This is a genomic window from uncultured Imperialibacter sp., from assembly GCF_963974565.1.
GTDB classification, from domain to species: Bacteria; Bacteroidota; Bacteroidia; order Cytophagales; family Cyclobacteriaceae; genus Imperialibacter; species Imperialibacter roseus.
The window spans coordinates 220,093-240,847 of the sequence record NZ_CAXBCJ010000002.1 but is presented as its reverse complement, the minus strand read 5'-3'; the positions used below and the strand labels follow the sequence as shown (position 1 = coordinate 240,847).

At 47.0% G+C, this 20,755-nt stretch carries 15 protein-coding genes; 7 read left to right on the top strand and 8 right to left on the bottom strand.

The window, feature by feature from the left end; genetic code table 11:
• Nucleotides 1–188 precede the first annotated feature (188 nt).
• Nucleotides 189–2,036, top strand: coding sequence for a 2-oxoacid:acceptor oxidoreductase subunit alpha (locus tag AAC052_RS03755; RefSeq protein ID WP_339811053.1), 1,848 nt, complete (start codon nt 189–191; stop codon nt 2,034–2,036).
• The gene (locus tag AAC052_RS03750) at nt 2,033–3,079 is read left to right on the top strand and encodes a 2-oxoacid:ferredoxin oxidoreductase subunit beta (RefSeq protein WP_339811051.1); all 1,047 of its coding nucleotides are present in this window, start codon (nt 2,033–2,035) and stop codon (nt 3,077–3,079) included. The genes AAC052_RS03755 and AAC052_RS03750 overlap by 4 nt, the downstream gene beginning before the upstream one ends.
• A gap of 114 nt (nt 3,080–3,193) precedes the next feature.
• On the opposite strand, the gene AAC052_RS03745 is transcribed toward AAC052_RS03750, so the two are convergent.
• The 5 genes from AAC052_RS03745 to AAC052_RS03725 form a co-directional block, all read right to left on the bottom strand.
• The gene (locus tag AAC052_RS03745; protein WP_339811048.1) at nt 3,194–4,258 is read right to left on the bottom strand and encodes a hypothetical protein; all 1,065 of its coding nucleotides are present in this window, start codon (nt 4,256–4,258) and stop codon (nt 3,194–3,196) included.
• 4 nt (nt 4,259–4,262) lie between these two features.
• A complete protein-coding gene (locus AAC052_RS03740; RefSeq protein ID WP_339811045.1) occupies nt 4,263–4,766 on the bottom strand; it encodes a flavodoxin in 504 nt (167 codons plus the stop codon).
• A gap of 45 nt (nt 4,767–4,811) precedes the next feature.
• Nucleotides 4,812–5,852, bottom strand: coding sequence for a dihydroorotate dehydrogenase-like protein (locus tag AAC052_RS03735; RefSeq protein ID WP_339811043.1), 1,041 nt, complete (start codon nt 5,850–5,852; stop codon nt 4,812–4,814).
• A gap of 10 nt (nt 5,853–5,862) precedes the next feature.
• The gene (nifJ, locus tag AAC052_RS03730) at nt 5,863–9,066 is read right to left on the bottom strand and encodes a pyruvate:ferredoxin (flavodoxin) oxidoreductase (RefSeq protein WP_339811041.1); all 3,204 of its coding nucleotides are present in this window, start codon (nt 9,064–9,066) and stop codon (nt 5,863–5,865) included.
• A 297-nt stretch (nt 9,067–9,363) separates the two neighbouring features.
• The gene (locus AAC052_RS03725; RefSeq protein WP_339811038.1) at nt 9,364–12,420 is read right to left on the bottom strand and encodes a PAS domain S-box protein; all 3,057 of its coding nucleotides are present in this window, start codon (nt 12,418–12,420) and stop codon (nt 9,364–9,366) included.
• 338 nt (nt 12,421–12,758) lie between these two features.
• Between AAC052_RS03725 and AAC052_RS03720 the strand changes: the two genes are divergently transcribed.
• The 4 genes from AAC052_RS03720 (at nt 12,759) to AAC052_RS03705 (ending at nt 16,668) form a co-directional block, all read left to right on the top strand.
• Nucleotides 12,759–13,664, top strand: a complete 906-nt coding sequence (locus tag AAC052_RS03720; protein ID WP_339811036.1) for an AraC family transcriptional regulator — start codon at nt 12,759–12,761, stop codon at nt 13,662–13,664.
• 67 nt (nt 13,665–13,731) lie between these two features.
• Entirely contained in the window at nt 13,732–14,232 is a 501-nt protein-coding gene (locus AAC052_RS03715; RefSeq protein ID WP_339811034.1) for an SRPBCC domain-containing protein, read from the top strand.
• Nucleotides 14,233–14,368: 136 nt separating this feature from the next.
• Nucleotides 14,369–16,114 carry a histone deacetylase family protein gene (locus AAC052_RS03710; RefSeq protein ID WP_339811031.1) on the top strand — a complete coding sequence of 582 codons (1,746 nt, stop codon included), beginning with the start codon at nt 14,369–14,371 and terminating at the stop codon, nt 16,112–16,114.
• 86 nt (nt 16,115–16,200) lie between these two features.
• On the top strand, nt 16,201–16,668 hold the full coding sequence (locus AAC052_RS03705) for a hypothetical protein (RefSeq protein ID WP_339811028.1): 468 nt from the start codon (nt 16,201–16,203) through the stop codon (nt 16,666–16,668).
• 4 nt (nt 16,669–16,672) lie between these two features.
• Here AAC052_RS03705 and AAC052_RS03700 read toward each other — a convergent pair whose 3' ends face one another.
• From AAC052_RS03700 to AAC052_RS03690, 3 genes are read right to left on the bottom strand one after another with little or no spacing between them, the layout of a single operon-like run.
• Nucleotides 16,673–17,086 carry a hypothetical protein gene (locus tag AAC052_RS03700; protein WP_317491616.1) on the bottom strand — a complete coding sequence of 138 codons (414 nt, stop codon included), beginning with the start codon at nt 17,084–17,086 and terminating at the stop codon, nt 16,673–16,675.
• Nucleotides 17,083–17,916 carry a hypothetical protein gene (locus AAC052_RS03695; protein WP_339811025.1) on the bottom strand — a complete coding sequence of 278 codons (834 nt, stop codon included), beginning with the start codon at nt 17,914–17,916 and terminating at the stop codon, nt 17,083–17,085. The genes AAC052_RS03700 and AAC052_RS03695 overlap by 4 nt, the downstream gene beginning before the upstream one ends.
• Before the next feature lie 58 nt (nt 17,917–17,974).
• Nucleotides 17,975–19,765: a hypothetical protein gene (locus AAC052_RS03690; RefSeq protein ID WP_339811023.1), complete on the bottom strand. Its 1,791-nt coding sequence runs from the start codon at nt 19,763–19,765 to the stop codon at nt 17,975–17,977.
• 69 nt (nt 19,766–19,834) lie between these two features.
• Here AAC052_RS03690 and AAC052_RS03685 point away from each other — a divergent pair, with 69 nt between their 5' ends.
• The gene (locus tag AAC052_RS03685; RefSeq protein ID WP_339811022.1) at nt 19,835–20,704 is read left to right on the top strand and encodes a hypothetical protein; all 870 of its coding nucleotides are present in this window, start codon (nt 19,835–19,837) and stop codon (nt 20,702–20,704) included.
• Nucleotides 20,705–20,755: the final 51 nt, after the last annotated feature.

The window sequence follows — 20,755 nt, the reverse complement described above, 5'->3', positions numbered from 1 at the left end:
GCCGGAGCCCATTTCCCTCATGGCTGGTGTTGAACGCACCGGGCGGCGCAGGCTCTAATCAGACTGACCCCTTTCCCATCTTAATGTGCTGGTTTTTAAGCATCTAAATCAGTGTCAGAGTTAACAAATGTCATATTTATCCTGAAGGGAGAGAGGTAACTTATTGTATCACAATTAAACAAAAGTCCATGGCTAAAACATCCGAACACCTAGAAGAGGCCACCATTCGTTTCGCAGGAGACTCCGGTGATGGCATGCAGTTAATAGGCACTCAATTCTCAGAAACGTCAGGAGTTGCTGGCAATGAGGTCAATACTTTTCCCGACTACCCGTCGGAGATTCGGGCTCCCGAAGGAACGCTTTATGGGGTAAGTGCTTTTCAGGTGCATTTTGGCACCCATCATATCTACACACCCGGCGATACGATAGATGTGCTGGTAGCGATGAACGCTGCCTCAGTGAAGGTAAATTTGCCGGCCATTAAGCCAGGAGGGATGATCATTGCCAACATTGAAGGGTTTGATGAAAGAAACCTCAAACTGGCTAAGTACACAACCAACCCCCTGGACGACGGAAGCCTGAGTGGGTATGAGGTGCATGCGATAGATTTCCATAAAGAGATAAAAGCAGCCCTGGGCGAGCTTGACATTTCTTCCAAGCTTATCGGGAAGACAAAAAACATCTTTGCCCTGGGATTAACCTATTGGCTTTTCCAGCGCCCGCTTGACGCCACAATCGCCTGGATCAATAAGAAATTCAAGGGAAAAGATGACATCATTCTGGCCAATGTGCATGCGTTGAGGGCCGGATGGAATTATGCACAAAAGAATCCTGATTTTAAGACGCAATATGTGATCGACCGGTCGGCTTTGTCGCCGGGGAGGTACCGCAACATAACAGGGAATGAGGCCATCGCCCTGGGCTTGGTGGTAGCGGCAAAAAAGGCTAGCATGCCCTTGTTTCTGGGTTCCTACCCAATCACACCTGCCACCGATATTCTTCACGCCATTTCCGGCTACAAAAAGTATGGGGTGAAGCATTTGCAGGCAGAGGATGAAATTGCCGGTATCTGTAGTGCCATTGGTGCCGCTTATGGTGGCAACCTGGCCGTTACCACCACAAGTGGCCCAGGGTTGTCGTTGAAAACCGAAGCAATGGGTTTGGCGGTAATGACAGAACTGCCACTCATCATTGTTGATGTGCAGCGGGCAGGTCCGTCGACGGGTATGCCCACAAAACCGGAGCAGGGCGACCTGCTGATGGCCATGTTTGGCCGTCATGGTGAGGCCCCCATGCCCATATTAGCTGCCGCCAGCCCCGCCGACTGCTTCGATATCACGCTGGAGGCTGCAAGGATTGCGCTGAAATACATGACCCCGGTGCTTATTTTAAGTGATGGGTATATCGGGCAGTCTTCGGAACCCTGGAAAGCGCCAACCGTTGAAAGCCTACCTGAAATAAAGGCCTACTTTGCTACTGATCCAACTGACTTCTCGCCTTATAAGCGTGATGAAAAAACTTTGCGTCGACAGTGGGCCATTCCCGGTTTTGAGGGAATGGAGCACAGGATTGGTGGGTTAGAAAAAGAAGACGTTTCCGGCAATGTAAGTCAGGACCCGGCCAACCACGAGAAGATGGTGCACCTCCGTCAGGAAAAAGTTGACAGGGTGGCCCAGGATATACCTGAGGCAGTAGTGGAAGGGGAGCAGGAAGGAGATTTGCTCATGCTTAGCTGGGGAAGTACCTATGGTGCAGCCAAAACGGCTTATGAGCGCATGAGAGCCAGCGGGCACATCCTTTCGTTTGTTCATTTAAGGTATATGAACCCATTTCCACGCAACCTTGGCGATATTCTAAACCGATTTGAGCGGATTGCCCTGCCGGAATTAAACAGCGGACAACTTCAGTTTCTTCTTCAGGCCAAATACCTGAAGCGAATTATCGGTATTCATAAAGTGCAGGGGAAACCTTTCAAGTCAAGAGAGCTTGAAGAGAAACTAGTCAATTTGCTCACCGAAAAAGAAATTCTTGTATGAAAACGCAATTAAATGATCTGCTCGAGAAGCCACATCAGGGCCAAACAGACTACACAGCCAAAGATTTTAAACCAAATGTAGACGTTCGGTGGTGTGCGGGGTGCGGGGCAATTTCCGTCCTTTCTCCATCACAAAGACTGATGCCCGAGCTGGGCATTCCTAAGGAGAAGATAGCTTATATCTCCGGGATTGGCTGTTCCGGCAGGTTTCCTTACTACATGGACACCTACGGTTTCCATTCTATTCATGGGCGGGCACTTCCGATTGCCTCAGGGCTAAAAATTGCCCGCCCGGACCTGAGCGTGTGGGTAGTTATGGGCGATGGAGACAACATGAGTATTGGAGGCAATCACTTCATACATACCTGCAGGAGAAATGTGGACCTGAACGTCATGATGTTCAATAACGAGGTGTATAGCCTCACGAAAGGTCAATATTCACCTACTTCTCATCGGGGGCAAATCACCAAGTCCTCGCCCCTAGGCGCTTTGGACGATCCATTTAATCCGGCGGCCCTGGCCCTCGGAGCAGGAGCCACCTTTGTAGCAAGGGGCCACGACAAAGACCGCACTAAACTTCATGATTTGCTCAAGCGGGCTTATGAGCACAAAGGCGTCTCCTTTGTTGAGATCTACACTAGCTGCCGGATTTTCAACGATGGTGCCTTTGACCTGTATACAAGTGTTGAAACCAGAGATAATTACACCATTGAGCTGGAGCATGGAAAACCACTGGTTTTTGGCAAGACCAGGAACAAGGGGATTATCCTTGATGGTTATACGCCGAAAGTTGTGAACCTGGACCAGGGCGAATACAGTATTAACGACCTGCTGATTCACAATGAAAAGGACAGCACCCTGGCCTTTATTTTAGCCAATATGACCTACAGCGAAGAGCTGCCCAGGCCCATGGGAGTTATTCAGGCTGTGCAGCGTGCGTCTTATGAAGAGCGGGTAGTAAATCAGATTGAACACGAGATCGTTACGAAGGGAGAGGGTGACCTGCAAAGCCTCCTTACCGGAGAATCCAGCTGGCTGGTGTAACACAGGTACGGGAGTTGGCTATTTGGATGAAAGAATACTCAACTCCCTTTACTGGTATCTTATTGTTGCGGTAAACATACCCAGGGGGTTGAAACAATTCTGATGGCTTGACTGTCAGCTCACCTCTTTCGTTGCCAGCCCGTTTCTTTTTCGAACCGGGTATTTCTCAAGCATCTGCAAGCTTGTGGCAACCAGTTCACCCATAGTTTGGGCTTCTAAAAACTTATCGTCCTGATAAAGACTGGCCAGTCCTGAGCGAAGGGAGAGAATATTTTCTTCCTTTGACAATTCCTCCTTCCGCATAGCCTCTATCAGGTTGTCGAGCTGTCGGCCTGCCGCCTGCACCCTGATCTGCAGCCGGGTTCTTTCTTCTTTCTGATACTGAAGCTCCAGTATCGGAGACATTGATTTGAAGCCCAGGTTGATAATCGGGTTGTTTTCGATAAAGTACTGAGGCATGTAAATCTTGAGGTCACCTTCGTAGCAGTGCTGATCAAAGTCGGTGGCCCGCAACCTGAAATAAAGGTCATCGAAGTCAGGGATCACCTCCACAACAAAGTTATCGTTACGCATATCGCCCTGCAGCTGCACCAGGCTGCGCTCGTTGAACTTGACAAACTCCTTGGCCACACGAAGTGGGTTGTACTCCTGCGAAGGTAAAAAGTGTTTGATAAATGCCCCGCCGGGAATCCCCTGAATGTGCTCCTCAATTACCGTTGTACCTTTCACTATGTAGTTGATCTTGTTGGGCGACAACAGGTGCTCCAGCTCCATCCCATATATGCGTGACATGTCGGCCTGCTTCACATAAAAATAATCGAAGAGGTCGTTGAGCCGGTTGACCACCCGAACCCTGAAAGGGTGGGTGTTGGCGTAAAGGCAATAGTCAATTCTGTCAATAAACAGATGTTCAAAACTTTTAACATCCCCGGCAACTTTCAGCTGGGCATATATCATTATCAGACTGTCATGAATGAAGGCCCGATCCGACTGGTTATACAGCACGGTTTCCCAGTAAGTGTCGGTCCCCTTATTGTCAAACAAAGGAACAGAGCTACTGTAGCGAAGCAATTCGTTGTAGGAAATGGGAACCTCCCTTTCACGACCGGTTTCAAGGAGGTACTTTCGCAGCGAATTGCTTACCGGATAAGAAGGTTTCTTGAACCGGATTCTTGGCATCTTTTCAGGTGAATTCCTTCTTTAAATCAACTACCCATTGCCTTACTCTTGCGTCAGTGAGGTCACTCTGATTGTCTTCATCGATGGCTAGGCCGAGGAATTTTCCGTCCACCACTCCTTTGGAAGCTTCGAAGTTGTAGCCCTCGGTAGGCCAGGCCCCAACAAACGTGGCACCTTTGTCTTTGATCCTGTCATGAATAATGCCTAGAGCATCAAGGAACGTGTCGGGGTAGCCATCGGCATCGCCAAGGCCCAGGTAAGCTACTTTTTTGCCTTCGTAGTTCACCTCTTCAATTTCGTCGATAAACCCATCCCAGTCTTCCTGCAGTCGACCAATTTCCCATGTAGGGCATGCCAGAATAAGGTAGGGGAAGGGGTCCATATCGTCGGCTGAGGCTGAATTTACATTCACCAACTCAGCGTCGTCTCCAAATAACTCCTGAATCTTATTCACCACACCTTCGGTGTGTCCTTCTGTAGATCCAAAGAAAATTCCAATCTTAGCCATGTCTTTTAAATTTAATGGTTGTATACGTTTTGCTTTTTTGAAATGCTAGTCATCTTTTGCTTCATCGTCGGTTTCTTTGGGGTGATACTTCATAAAAACTTCCGATTTCATGAGAATATCCACGTATTGAGCTCTCTTATAAGCAAAAGGATCATCCAGGTTTTCCTTTGCTAGTTTACCCTGAAAGTCATCGAGAGATTGGTACTTGTGTTTTTTCATCCAGGTTTCGATTTCGGTCAGCATCTGTGTCACGGTGTGGATGCCCTTTTTGTAGATAGCACTGACTACCTGCACGGCATCTGCCCCTGCGAGCAACATTTTGATGACATCATGTCCGCTAAGAATGCCCGTATTACAAACGATGCTTCCCTTTATCTTTTTGTGCAATAGCCCGGCATAACGCAGGGCCAGCCTGTTATCACTTTCACTACTGAAGTTGTAAGGAAAATGGTGCTCTTCTTTTTCGATATCGATATCAGGTTGAAATAGCCTGTTGAAAAGCACGAATCCGGCCACATCAAGGGCATCCATGCTGGCTATCAGTTTCAAAGTGTTGGAATAGAAGGGGCTCAGCTTGACGAATACCGGGAGCCGCACACCGGCCTTCACCAGTTCCAGGGTTTTGATTTGCCTGGCTTCAATCATTTCGGAGGTGGAGTTGAAGTCAAGGTGGCTGTTATAGAAGTTAAGTTCCAGTGCATCGATACCCGTATCCTCCATTTTCAGGGCAAACTTTAACCATGAGTCGTTGTTGATACAGTTAAGGCTTCCAATGAGAGGAATAGTAAGGTATTTTCTGGCCTCCTTCAACTGCCTGAGGTGCTCAGCGGGTCCAGCGTGATTGGCCGTTGGAAAAATTGTATTGTGCTCCTGGTCCCAGTAGCTGTACGACTCCTGCATTTGTTCCAGTTGGAAGGCTTCCAATTGGATTTGTTCCTCAAATAACGACTTATATACAATGGCCCCTGCACCTGCTTCTTCGAGTTTAACCAGGTTGTCAACGTCTGTCACCAGGTTGCTGGCTCCAACTACTATCGGGTTCTTCAGCGTGAGTCCCCCGTAAAATGTTGAAAGATTAATACTCATGATTGTCGGTTTAAAATTCTGATAATTGCTGGATGTCCCTGAACCGCCGCACGTTGTCTTTCACTGCCAGTTCCTCAAGCCGGACCGATTCTTCCGGATTGGTGAGGTTCAGCGTTTTGTAGCGCATCTCTTCGGCAACGTAGTCCGAAAATTTGGTGTCTATCTCAACGCCGTCCCAGGTGAAAGGAGACTCTCCTTCTTTTCGTGGATCGGGATTGAACCTGTACATGGGCCAGTAGCCGCATTTTGAAGCTTTCTCTGATTGCTTTTTAGTCAGCCTCATGTCGTACCCATGGGCGATGCAGGGAGAGTAGGCGATGACTATAGAGGGTCCGTTGTGTTTTTCTGCCTCCACCATGGCCAGCGCTGCCTCCTCACGATCAACCCCCATGTTAATGGAGGCCACATAGGCATTGCCGTAGGTAGCCATCATCAGTCCGAGGTTTTTCTTGCTCAGCTTTTTGCCGTCCGAGGCAAATTTGGCTACCGCACCTCTCGGCGTTGACTTGGATGCCTGGCCACCAGTGTTTGAGTATACTTCGGTGTCGAGCACCAGTATGTTTACGTTTCTGTTGGAAGCCATTACATGGTCGAGCCCACCAAAACCGATGTCGTAGGCCCAACCATCGCCTCCAAAAATCCAGACACTTTTGTCAACAAAGTAGTCCTGCAGCTCGATGGTCTTGTTAAGTATGGTGCTTCTCTCCGAGGTTTCCTTTTCAACGGACAGCAGCTTCTTCACCTCATCAGCATGGTCCTTGGCTTCATTGGTCACCTCATTGAAGAGGGTGAGTGCTTTTTGCAATGCTGCTTTCAGCCCAGGGCTTATTTGAGAGGCCAACAGCTCTTCGGCATTTGCTTTTAGCTGCCGGCGGTTGGCGTCCACGGCAAGCCTCATGCCCAGGCCAAACTCAGCATTGTCTTCAAAGAGGGAGTTGGCCCAGGCTGGTCCTTTACCATTCTTATCTTTGGTGTACGGAGTGGTGGGGAAGGTGCCTCCGTAAATGGATGTGCACCCTGTGGCGTTAGCAATGATCATTCGGTCGCCATACAACTGGGTAACGAGGTGGATGTAAGGCACCTCACCACAGCCGGAGCAGCTTGGTGGGTATTCCATATAGGGCGCCGCAATATTTGGCTCGGCAACAAAGGGTAGTTTATCAATCCAAATGGCGGGGTTGCCCGGAACACCCTTGAACTCAAGTTTCTTGGTGCCTGTGGGCATCACTCCATTCAAAGGCATGGCTGACACGGGAATGCTATCTCCCTTGAGCCGGAGGATGGGGTCGATAATGTGATCGGCAAACCAACCGGAGCCTTCAGGCACTACTGTGCTGATTTCGGCATGTTTCTCTTCTTCAGCAGGTATCGGAACTGGCACAACAGCCGCAGCGGATTCGTCGATGGCTCTCCAGTTCATTTCAATTATTTCGGGTCCCTTGCGGGCAAATTGCTTTTCTACGAACTTTTTGATTAGGTCAATGGCTTCTTTTTCAGGCATCACACCCGACACCTTGAAGAAGGCCGTTTGCATGACAGCGCTTATTTTTCCTCCTAGCCCGACACTTTTGGCAATCTTTGAGGCATCAATGGCATAAACTTTTATCTTTTTCTCCCTGATGGTATCCTGCATTTCTTTGGTGAAAAGCCTAAAAATATTTTCTGGCTTCTGGCTGGAGTTGATAAGGAAAGTGCCGCCTTTGGTGATGCCTTCCAGAATGTCATATTTCCCAATGTACTGCGACCTGTGGAGCGCCACAAAGTCGACCTTGTTGAGCAGGTACTCAGACTGGATCTTTTCCTTACCAAAACGCAAGTGAGAGATTGTCCAGCCGCCCGACTTATTGGAGTCGTATTGGAAGTAGCCCTGAACGAACATGTCGGTGCTATCGCCTATGATCTTGATGGCATTTTTATTGGCGCTCACTGTGCCGTCGGAGCCATAACCCCAGAACTTGCAACGAACCACCCCAGGCAACTCAGCATCGATCTCTTCTTTTACAGTAATAGATTTATAGGTAACGTCATCGTTGATACCAATTGTGAAATTGTGCCAGCCGTCATTTTTGAGGTGGTCATATACCGCTTTGACCATGGAAGGAGTGAATTCCTTTGATGAAAGGCCATAGCGGCCACCAATAATGCGAACGCCCGGCCTTTCATTAGACATGGCTGCCACCACATCGAGGTAAAGTGGTTCACCGACTGATCCGGCCTCTTTGGTGCGATCCAGTACGGCTATTCTCTTAACAGTTTTGGGTATTTCTTTAACGAAGTCGGCTACTGAGAATGGCCTGAATAACCGCAGTTTCAGCAGCCCTACTTTTTCACCTTTTTTAGTGAGGTAGTTGATAGTTTCTTCAATCGTTTCACTAGAGGAGCCTATAGAAATTAGTATATTCTCAGCATCAGGAGCACCTATATACTCATAAAGCTTGTATTGCCGTCCGGTCTTCTTCGCAAACATGTCCATGTACTTCTGCACAATGCCCGGACAAGCATCGTAGTATTTGTTGACTGTTTCTCTTCCCTGGAAGTAAACATCCGGGTTCTGAGCCCCCACCTTACAAACGGGTGATTCCGGCCTCAGCGCCAGTGCACGAAACTCTTCCACGTACTTCATGTCTACCATGCTCAACAAGTCATCATAGTCGATGGGAATAATTTTCTGGATGGAATGCGAGGTGCGGAAGCCGTCAAAGAAGTGAAGGAAGGGTATCTTGGACTCCAGTGTAGAAAGGTGGGCAATCGCTGCCAAATCCTGGGCCTCCTGCACGTTTGATGAAGCAAGCATGGCAAACCCTGTTCCCCGCACGGCCATAACATCGGAATGGTCACCAAAAATGGACAACGCCTGATAGGCCAAAGAACGGGCAGATACATGAAAAACTACCGGCAGCATTTCGCCAGCCATTTTGAACATGTTGGGCAACATAAGCATAAGCCCTTGCGAAGCGGTAAAAGTAGTTGCCATGGCTCCAGCTGAAAGCGCACCATGAATGGCACCCGCAGCTCCACCTTCCGACTGCATCTGCGTAACGTCAACCTTCTGGCCGAAAAGGTTTTTTCTTCCCTCGGCGCTCCAGCTATCGGCTCTTTCACCCATATCAGAAGAGGGTGTAATTGGGTAAATGGCAGCTACTTCGGAAAAAGCGTAAGCCACGTTGGCCACTGCCGTATTACCATCGATATTGATATATTTTGATGATTGCATCTACTTAGGATTTAGGTATCAACTCCATTCAAAAGACCTGAACGTTATCATACCAAACTTAGCCCCAATAGCAGTGCTTATAGCTGTCAATGGTCAGCGCATTCGCTGATTTTCATCAGGAGGTTAATGGTTTGAGAAACTATATCGAGAATCCCTTTTGGTCAAGCGAGGTACTGGCGCACAAAAATCGTGTGGGATGGCTTACCAATTGGTGACGTAGAGTTAGCAAGAGCGCATGGTTTGGCTGTTCAGTCAGGTGAAATATGCCAGTTTGCTTGAAATACTTTCGCTAATGTTTCAGAAGTTGACAGTAAAAGTTGTCCCTTTTCCGGCCTCGCTTTCCGCTGATATTGATCCACCCATGGCCTCGACCTGGGTTTTTGTTAGGAACAATCCTACGCCTTTGGCCTCGTCATTGCCGTGGAAAGTCTTATTCAAACCGAATAGCTTATCACGAAACTTAGCCATATCTATTCCCAAACCATTGTCGGAAAACTTCAGAACAATATTGCCTTTTACTTTTGAAGTTGAAATAGTTACCTCCGGGCTTCTTTGGTTTGACCGGTACTTAATGGCATTGGTAAGCAAGTTGAGGAAAATGCTCTCCATGTAGCTGCGGTTGTATTGTATTTCGGCCACAGCGGAAAAATCACTTTTAATGGCTATTTCCGACTCTTCTATTTGAACCGTAATGATTTCCATTGTCTTTCTAAGTACTTCGTCGAACCTGACAGGCTCCAGTATATTGGCATCCTCTGTTTTTATTTTTAACGTGTTAATTAATGTGTTTAGAGTAGAGGAAAGGTGGTTGATAACGATTTCAAATTTGCTGAATATCAGCTCTTTTTCTTCCTTTTCCTCTGAAATCTCATACAGATGAAGTAAGGACGTGAGGTTGCCAACGGGAGATCGCAGGTTGTGCGATATAATGTGGGTGAAATTAGTGAGTTGGGAATTCTGTTTTGTTAGGCGCTCTGCCAATATTTCCAGGTTGTTTTTTGCCTCTAGCAGCTTTTTCTGATCCTCAAACCTTTCAGTAATGTCAGTGGCAATGCCGATAAAACCAGAAACTTCCTCCGCCTGGTTTCTAAGTGCCGTTACAATAAGTTGAACGGGAAATCTGGATCCGTCCTTTCTTACGTAGGTCCACTCCCTGGACTCGTGGTTACCCTGTTTGGCAAGTTCCACTAATGTATCAAACCCACTGATTTCCCGGCCAAACAGTTCGGTCAACTCGGTGCTCCGTTTCAGTACTTCTGCTTCAACATGAATTAGCTGGGGTGTCTGTAGCCCTACCATTTCTTCGGCTGAATATTGTAGCATTAGCTCTGCGCCACGGTTGAAGTGGGTAATTGTTCCATTCTTGTCTGTGCCAATGATGGCGATGGGGCCGGTATTAAAGATGGCATTTAGCTCTTCGTTGGCTATATGAAGTGCTTCCTCAGCCAGTTTTCTGTCGGTAATGTCTTCTATCATTCCATATCGCTTCACACAACGCCCGTCAGCAAACTCAGCCTCTCCGATAATTCTTAGCCACTTTTGGTTCCCCTTGGCGGAAATTACCTCTAGGTCGAGGTCATAGGGTTTGCCTGTTGTTGCAAGTTCTTCAGTGGCCGCCAGCAGCTTGTTTCTGCTTTCCTGCCCATAGTAGTTGATGATAGCGTCTTTGTCGGGCCGGGTGCCTCGGGGGAGGTCAAAAATATCATTGGCAATGTCGTCCCAGATGGTGATTCCCCGGTCAATATCAAACTCCCAGGTTGACACTTTCGCTATTTGATTCGTTTTTTTCAGAATGTATTCAATTCTCTTTTTTTCAACATCTCTGAGCTTAGACTGTGTTATGTCGGCCGTGTACATGAGCAAGCCACCAATTTTTCCTTCGGAAATATACCAGGGACGAACATCCCAGGTAATCCATTGCTCAGTGCCGTCAGCCCTTTTAAAATATGCCTCCTCACAAGTGTTAATCGCTCCTGCCAGGCATTCCTGATGTATCTTCTTCCAATCATCCCCGATTTCCGGAAAAACTTCGTAGTGCGAGTGTCCCAGAATTTCCCGACCCGACAGGCCGTAGTCGTCTATCCATTTCCGGGATGCAGCCATATAACGAAGCTCGGTGTCGAACATCGCTATGGCATTGGGAGATTGATCAACAAAAATCTTGTTTCGCTCGTTGCTGGCATTTACCTCGCTTTCAACTCTTTTTCGCCAGGAAATGTCCCTGATGGCCGCAGATACAAACATTCCTTCTGGCAGCTCTATGGGGCTGATGCTAATCTCAACCGGAAATTCAATGCCGTTTTTTTTCAAACCAAAAAGTTCAAGTCCTTCGCCCATGGGCCTGGCGTGAGGATTGGCAAAGAACCCGGAGCGCTGGCCTGGGTGAGCCTTTCTGAAGCGTTCTGGGATAAGAGTTTCAATTGGGCACCCTAACAAGGTATCTCGTTTATATCCAAAAAGCTCCTCGGTCATGGAATTTACCGTATTGATAATCCCATTTTTATCCACTATAACCATTGCGTCAGGAGCACTTTCTAACAAACCTCTGAACTTCATTTCTGACGCACGCAGTTCTTTTTCCACCTTTTTTCGCCAGGAAATGTCCCTGATGGCTGCCGACACGAACATGCCCTCCGGCAGCTCTATAGGGCTGATGCTAATCTCAACCGGAAATTCAGTTCCGTTTTTTTTCAACCCAAAAAGTTCAAGTCCTTCGCCCATGGGTCTGGCGTGAGGATTGGCAAAGAACCCAGAGCGCTGACCGGGGTGCGCTTTTCTGAAGCGTTCCGGGATCAGTATTTCTATTGGTTTGCCAACCAATTCATCTCTGGTGTAGCCAAAGAGCTTTTCACTCATGGAATTGATCATGTTGATAGCGCCAGTTTTGTCCACCAACACGATGGCGTCCGGAGCACTTTCGAGCAGGCCTCTGAATTTCATTTCTGAAGCCTTTATTTCCTTTTCAAGCTTTTTAGTAGATGATATATCTGCGACATGTACGAAAAAGCCCATTACTTCACCGTTTTGAATGTCGGGATAGTAGTTGGCCTGGACATTGCGTGTCTCCCCGGACGGCTTGGTTATCTCTCGTTCAAAATGCTGCGGGTTCCCTTTCAGTACCCCGGCAATAAAGGGCTGGTTTTTCCCATAAAGAGGGCCGAGGAGCTCCTGCATTGTGATTTTGTCAACCATTTGCTCACGGCTTTTACCAAACCATTCCCGATACGCTTTATTGGCAAATCGGCAGACTTCATTTTTGTCCCAATAAGCGAGCATTGCCCCGATATGGTCGGCAAACTGTACTCCAAAATCGATGCCCCGCTGTGCATCATGATTTGATGACTTATTTAACATGAATGCTTTTTATTCACCCAGTTTCTATGCGAAAACCAGTATCTTAAAATATTGAAAGCCTCAATGGGAACCTAACCAGAAGTGTAGGACAGAAGAATATTTCGGTAATACACTGACTATTGAGGGGGATGGGAGTTAAATATAGGAAAGATACGCCAATTTTACTTATTCAAGTACCGATTTGCCAAGATTCACCGATTCCCTGCTTAAGCGGCATCTTACATATTAAGAGGTTTTTACCAGTCGGCACCAGGCTTTCGAATGTGTATTGACGGCATTTTGTTACTTTGGTGAGCGTAATTCAATGTGGTATGGAGTCAAATTGAAAACCTATGATAATGAGTCGGTCGCCGGTAGCAAACGCCCTGCTGTTTAGCAACAGGCCACCCGAATTCTCAGATCACACGCTTTGCCAATATATGGGAAGCAAAGGGGTGGTGGTTCCCGCACACATCACAGGATTGGGAGTAGCGGTGGTAATGAGCGGCAAGGCAACGTTTCGGATTAATAGGGAGTTGATAGCAATAAATGAGGATAGCTTTCTGGTGGTTAACAAAGGAAGCGAGCTGTCTTTTGAGCTGGAACGGGACGATACCCTGGTCGCCTTGCTGTACTTTGACGCAGCGCTTTCGAAGCTGTTATACAACGGGCTGCTGATAAGCAGCAATGAAACCGCCGGTTCGTCGGCAGTCGGTAAAGAGGACTTTTCGCTCGTGGAGCACATCCATTTCATGAATGCTTCGCTCAGAGAACAGTTTCAACTTCTGATGGAGCTTGGAAACAGTTGTGCCTCTTTCCAATCATTAAAAGCAGATATGGTTGTGCGATCTATACTGGATAGCTTGATAAGCGAAAATCAGAACGCACTTCAAATCTCGGAGAAGCTCAAAGTTGTGAAAACAGTCACAAAAATAGCGTTATACAAGCGATTGGCGATAGCCAGGGAGTGGATGGAGAGTAACCATCAGCAGGGAGTTGACTTACAACAAGCAGCTGATGTAGCTATGCTGGATAAACAGCATTTCCTCAGGCTTTTCAAGCGGGCCTATCAAATTACACCTCATCACTTTTTGACCAAAACGAGGTTAGATATAGCAGAAAAACTATTGATAGAGACGGATTTGGCCGTTTTTGAGATTTGCCGGGCTGTAGGCTTCGACAGCATTCCTTCGTTTACTAGTCTGTTCAAAAGAACCTATGGCGAAGCACCCGGACGTTACCGGCGACAAATGAGGCTGCACTAAAATTCTCCATTTTCGATAAGCAGGAGGGAGTTGGTGACACTAGTTTTGAAGAAAAAAACGCAATAAGATGGAAAGAGATCAATGGAGCCAGTTCAAGCTCAGGGTAAACATCAACGCCCCGGCAGATAAAGTTTATAACTCCTGGGCAACACCTGGCGGTTTGGAGAAGTGGTTTTTGAGAAAAGCCTTGTTTAGGGACAGGACTGGAAAGGCAAAGTCAGAGGACACACCTATTGAACAAGACGATACGTATGAGTGGTATTGGCACGGCTATCCCGACAGTGTAGTAGAAAAAGGGACAGTGCTGAAAGCCAATGGCAAAGACCTTTTCAGCTTTACTTTTTCCATGAAATGTCCGGTTACCATCAATATGTATGAAGAACCTGGCGAGTTGATCGTACAATTGGTTGAAAGTGGGTTGCCTCTGGACGACGACACAGCGATGAAGCATTTTGTGGGTGACTCAAGGGGTTGGATTTTTTACCTGGCGAATTTAAAGTCGGTGCTGGAAGGAGGGCTGGACTTGCGAAATAAAAGGATGGAACTCACGAATGTTATTACAGCTTGACCCCAGACTTTGCAGGTATATTTCCGAACAGCGTAAAGAGGATTGACAGCTAAAGATAATACCGAATCATAGCTACAACTGACCTATACTTAAAGTAGCTTTACACCACAAAATGGCTAACTAACTGCTTTTAAGTATGGGCCTTAATTCCATTCGCCGAATTTACGATCACACCACAGAATACAACATCGTTGCGCTTGAGCAATGCCGGGCCATTTTGCTTTCACAGTTCCCTTACATGAGCGAAAAGGAGGCCGATGAACTGCTGCAAGATGCAGGGGAGCACGCCGTAAAGCCCTACCGATCAGTTGTGATTATTGCCGAGGGAAGAGACAAGCAGGTGCTTGGAGTGGCCATCGCTTCTCACTTTCTGAAGGACAATTTTATATTTCTTGACTTTATCGCCACCAATAAGCACCGCATCAGCGGGGGAATTGGCGGGGCCCTTTATGAGCGCCTGAGAGACGAAGCACACAGTATCTCGGCCATTGGGGTTTTCTTCGATTGCCTGACAGACAAGCGGGAGTGGGCTGTTGACGCAGCAGAGTACAGGCAAAACCTGGCCAGACTGAAATTTTATGAAAAATATGGAGCACGCCCTCTTGAGGGGTTTAGCTATGACCTGCGCCGTGACGACGAATCTTACTTTTATCTCATTTTCGACGGGCTGGGCAAGAAGGATCACTTGTCAGCTCAGCTTTGTAAGAGCGTTGTCTCAAGTATCCTGGAAAGTAAGGCAAAAGGGAAAGTCTCTGATGGATATATTGGCCAGGTGCTTCGCTCGATAAAAGGATCGATTGCGCTGCGACCTTTCAGGTATGTTAAATCTGAACCGGTAGAGTCTACAAAGGTGTCTGTCCCTGCTGATAAGCAAATAGCGCTGGTGGTAAATGAGGGCCACTTGATTCACCATGTGCGGGAGCGAGGCTATCTGGAATCGCCTGTGCGGGTTACTTCCATCCTGAAGGAATTGAAAAAGACTTCAATTTTTAAGGATACACCCGCCAAAGTGTACCCCGATAGCCATATTGAAGCAGTACACGACAAACAGTACCTCAAGTTTTTGAAGAAGATTTGTGAGTGGATCGGCGAAACCACCACCATGTATGGTGACGTGTTTCCTATCAGAAACGCAGCCAGGCTTCCGAAGGACATTGAGCTTCAAATTGGCTACTACTGTATCGACACCTCTACACCACTCAATGCCAATGCCTACAAGGCTGCCAGAGGTGCCGTGAACTGTGCACTCACTGCAGCTGATGTTGTTTTGGGAGGCCAACCTATGGCCTATGCCCTCGTAAGGCCCCCCGGGCATCATGCCGAGCGGAAATATTTCGGTGGCTTTTGCTACCTGAACTCCAACGCAGTGGCGGCGCATTACCTGAGCAAAAACGGTAAAAAAGTGGTGATCCTCGATATTGACTATCACCATGGTAATGGCCAGCAGGACATATTCTATCATAGATCTGATGTTTTTACAGTCTCAATTCATGGCGATCCGGAATACGCCTATCCCAACTTCACCGGGTTCACTGACGAAATTGGTGAAGGAGAGGGAGAAGGGTTTAACCTCAATATCGCTTTGCCCAAGGGTGTAGAAGGACTGGCTTATCATAAGGCGTTGAAGAAAGCACTTGAGGCCATAAAAAAGTACAAACCAGATTACCTTGTGATAGCACTCGGTCTTGATATCGCCAAGGGCGATCCATCCGGCACGTGGTTGCTGTCACCAGACGACTTTGCGATAAACGGCAAAATGATTGCCGCACTCAAGCTGCCCACTTTAGTTATTCAGGAGGGTGGCTACAAGAACAAGGTGCTTGGTGTGAATGCCAGAAGGTTCTTTCAGGGGCTGTGGGAGGGTTATTATTTGGCTACCTGAGTTTGATGTAACTTCGTTAATGTGTGACGCTGGGATAATTCTGAAGGTAATTACTATCTTCCTTTTGGAATAGCACTTCAAATAGCATGGGCAAGCTAAGTATTTCGTTTTCGGGTTGCGCTGCGAAGCGGCCATCCAGACTACTTCTTTGGATGTATTACACGTTTGGCAGGAGGGTGGTTCCGAAGCGTTGGCGTCCGCTTACTTCCAGCTATCTTGATACTTCAGACAACGAAGCAAAGTGGCAGTTGTTTCATCGAACCAATCGGACGGAACTGGACATTGACCACTTACACAACCCAATGTTTAAAGAGGAACGGGACAGGTTGAATAAGGAATATCAATTCATTGCTGACGCACTCAACGAAGGCCCCAATGCGTTTAATTTCGAGTACCACCCTGTTGACGAGGACTGGCTTTATATACAATTGGGAAAAAGTGGGCTAGAACTGGGCTACAGGGATGGATACTGGAGTATGGACTATTCATATATCCCACGAATGGAGCAATGGGATCATTGGCTGATGAGCGAGGGTACTATGAAAATGAACTGATGGTTTAGTGATGAAGAAGTGCGTAAAACACACCTGATCTTAGCTGATAATCTAAATCTGAGATGAAGGAGTTGATAGGGCCGATTTGCTTTTCTATCCCTGCGTATGAGGCAGGTAAATCCCGATAGTAAGTAAGCCATTTCATGTCCGATGCATTCAGGTGATAGACATTGCACCAGTTAAGATAGTCGGTAGACTCAGCAAAGTCTTCCAGTGACCGAAGAACCAGGAATAGGCACACTAGCGGCTTTTGTTCATCGAAATCTCTGTACTCATCGTCCACATAGAGCCTCCACGAATGTGCGTCAACCAAAAACTCCACCTCAAGAAGGCCTTCAGCGCCATTCGACAGACGCTTTACATTCATTTGATGTTCCCTGTTCAGCTCGACCAGCTTTTCAAGTTCGGGGTATTTCATTCTTTGAACTTCATTGCAGGAATCCAACCAATGACCCGCCTACTTTTACTGGCAGACCTTTCGTATAACGATCTGGGTAAATCAGCCCGGGCTTCTGTTATCACGAGGATCCAAGTCGTTTCATTTAACTTTTGCTCCCCGAGTTTTTTGACTTTTACCGGGTCATCAAAATGAATGAAGGGAAGAAAATGACCTGCTCTGAGAGAATCCCTGATAGTTTTGCTCCGCTGCCCGAAGTAGGCAGAAGTGTTCCTGAGATCGTCAGGTGAAGCATACAGCACGGCGCTTTCAAGCGTTTCTGTGGTGCCCTGTTCAAAGTTTGGCATAGCCTTAAAGTAAAAACCACTGCCTATGAGGTCTATCGATGAAATAGGCTCTTTCAGCCCGGGCGGCCGGGCTTGTTTAAACACTGAAAAACGGGTGGTGTATGAATCGCAGCAGGGGTATTCAACTGTATAAACGGTGTAACTGTCTTTTTCTTTTGCTATGTCAAGCAGAGCTCCGTCGACTTGCATCATCAAATTGATGCGGCCGCCTTTATTCTCAAAGAATTTGGTGCGCATTCTGCCCATCAGGCCAGATTCGCCAGAATAAATCAGGTCGAGGTCATTATCGGCGTCGAAGTCAAAAAAGAAAAGGCTAGCAGTATCCAATGGATAATACCTTGGTGGCTCGGGAAAATCCGGATTGTAGTCTGGTCGCTGAAATTGTACCGAGTCGTCCGGCAGCAATTTGGCTAACACTGCCATTTTCTGATCGTCACTCAACGCTGAAGCAAGCTGCTGTCTCAATCCTGCTTGTGTTTCCAGGCTTTTAACAAGCTGCACCATCTGGGCATTACTTTCCGTGGAAATCAATGAAGCTAGCCACCAGCAGATAATAAACCATCTATTCATCATAAAAGTATCGCTCCAGTAAAATAGACCCTTTTTCTCCCTTCAACTCTAGCTCCAATTTGAGTTTTTTCTCATCAAACGACAGTTGACTAAACACGGGCGGCAAGGTGAACGAACTCTCATTTTCATAGGCCAAGCCGAACAATGGGGTGTTGGAAGGGTCTGTATAAACAGCAATAATATTGAGCTGCTTATATTTGTCAGCAACAACGCCGAAATAGTTCTTTTGTGATGAGGCAGGGAGCGGGCCGGTCACCTTCCATTTAACTGAGAGCTTTGAATTGGCAAATGTAGCTACTTGCGAATCTTCTTTATCTGCAAGGGTCAATTCATAGGGGGCAAATTCGCCCCATGGCTCATCGTTGTTTTCTTCTGCCAGGGAATAGAAGTTCGCCTTTACCGGAAATGTCGGCTCAAACTCATTGAATGCCTGGTCGAGAAACACTGTGCCACTTTCAGTTGAACAGGTGAAATAAAAATGACAACCCCCTGTAGGGCAGTCCATAATACCGTCTTCGAAATACCAGATTGTTATCTGTTCGTATTTTGGTGGCACCGCAAAGACGGCATTTTCCAAATCAAAAATACCGTACGACAGATCGTAGCTCTCAGGACTTTTGCACACAGCAGCCAGAACAAGACTATTCCGTAATTGGTCGTGAAACCTGAAGTCAACTTCCTTTTCCAGCTTGCCGTCCTTGTTGTACACAAAGTAGTGATACACCTGCATCTCTTCCATGTTCATCTGATCTCCCATTGTACCGACATATACCTTTTCTGATGCCTGAATAATGGTAGTGACGTTATAAGCAAAATTTTCAACTGTTAAAAGCTCTTGTCCATCCGCTTGATATAATTCCAATGGCTCATTGTCGCTGCCTCTGGTTTTGTAAAAACCACCATTAATGATTGGATATAGCTGAGCGGGCTGGGGATAAATAACTAAATTGTAGGATGGGCTGTAGAAGCCGTATCGGAACCTTTCAACAGGACCTTTTAATTCATCACCACTTAACGACCAGTCTCCTTCGAGGTCATCTGTTCCTGTGACCTGGGCCACCCGAATATATTGCGCCGACAAAGGATTTTCAATATCAAACCTGGGAACCTCAATTTCTGCGAAAGAATTGGGTACTACAAATTTGTTCTCTGTGGTTGAAAATACGCCGGACTTTTGGATGCCATGTTCCAGCTTAAACTTGACCTCGTGTTCTCCCCATTGTGGCCCGTAGTCTTTTTCCCATGAAACGTGACTAAAGTGGTGAGTGTAATGGGTAGCGTCTATTTTTTCAATTCCATTTCGGTAAAACCCGATTTCAGGAACGGAGGGGTCTTCTGTGGCCGGTGAGTTAATGGTAATTGTGTTATCTGCATTTCTAGTCAATACGAAGGACTCCTTCATTTGAAGGCCGTAGCCGGTATTCGTTAAAAAATACAGGCAGTATTCCGATTCGTTCAGTGGATAGAGTTCCAGCGCAGGATAATCTCTTGCGAAGATGACTTCTTTTTGGGCCACATTGTCGAAAAGCCCAATCAGGCCATTCTTCACGATAAATGAGAACTCAGGCTGTAGCGCTGGCAGCACCAGGTTATAGCCACCGGCAATCCTTCCATCGTCGCCAGTCAACTCGTATTTTCCGTTTGCTTTGGCGAGGGTGTAGTTTTTTCCGTTGTAGTCGAGAAGGAGTGTTGAAGTCTGTGCTTTCATCGAGTGATTAGAATAACAAGCAAAGAGCGCTAAAAACAGCCAGGGCTTTTTCATTTCGTCAGAAACTAGGCACATACATTAAAATATTCACTAAGTTTAAAGATCAGCAATGAATTCAGAATGAGCAAGTTATATTGTATTATAATGACTGCCGTATTGATGATTGGAAGCCGTTCAGATGCGATTGGTCAGCATCCGGTAGTATTTAATGTGCTCGATTCAGATGGTGCCGTTTTCAATGGACGGAATCTTGAACCATTTGATGAATTGCAGCAGGGAGACACCGTGTTTGTTGCAAAGGATGGTTACCTGGCCCTAATCAGCAATTACTATCATGGTATTGAGTTGCACGGAGACACAACCTTTATTATTCCTTCATTTCAAGGGATATGGCTGGATGAGTCGTTGGAGAGGCCGCCACTGAGAAAGCTGCATCTTGAGGATCGATTAGCCCGGGGTGGGGCAGTAGAGCACGATATGCAATACCTGGAATTTCTATGGCCCGACAAGTGGCGGCATATGCCAGGAGAAAAACCATGCTTCAACTGGCGGCTGGTTGGTTACGATCAGGGTGATGGTGAGAGTTATGCCCTGTCTGTTAGTGATATTTTTGATGAAATGACGGTTCCTGTAGACACCGTTACCAGCACCATGCTTCAGCTTTCGCTCGATACCCTGCCCAACCTTTTTGAGGCAATGTCGACTGGCGGCGCATTTGCATTCAAAGTTAGCGCACTAAACCAGGGTGGTACAAGGTTTGAATCAGGTTTGACTTTTCACGTTGTTCAGAACTACCCAACAGTTTTCATGAGCCGGGTAAACCCCTGTATCGTGTCCAATGCGGTAGAGGCGGTTGCTATGGCGCTGTATTATGAGTACAACTTCGATACCTTTACCAGAGAAACAGCGGATTTTTATCGCCTCGCCTCCTCTCTCTCGAGTAGAGATGTGTACAGGGAGATTGAAAGGCATTTCCTGAGGAGAAAAAACTGGCGTTTTCGTGAACGAGAGTAGCCGTTTGGTTTCTCCGGAATTGGTCAAGGGTGAGAGGCTATCATATTTGTA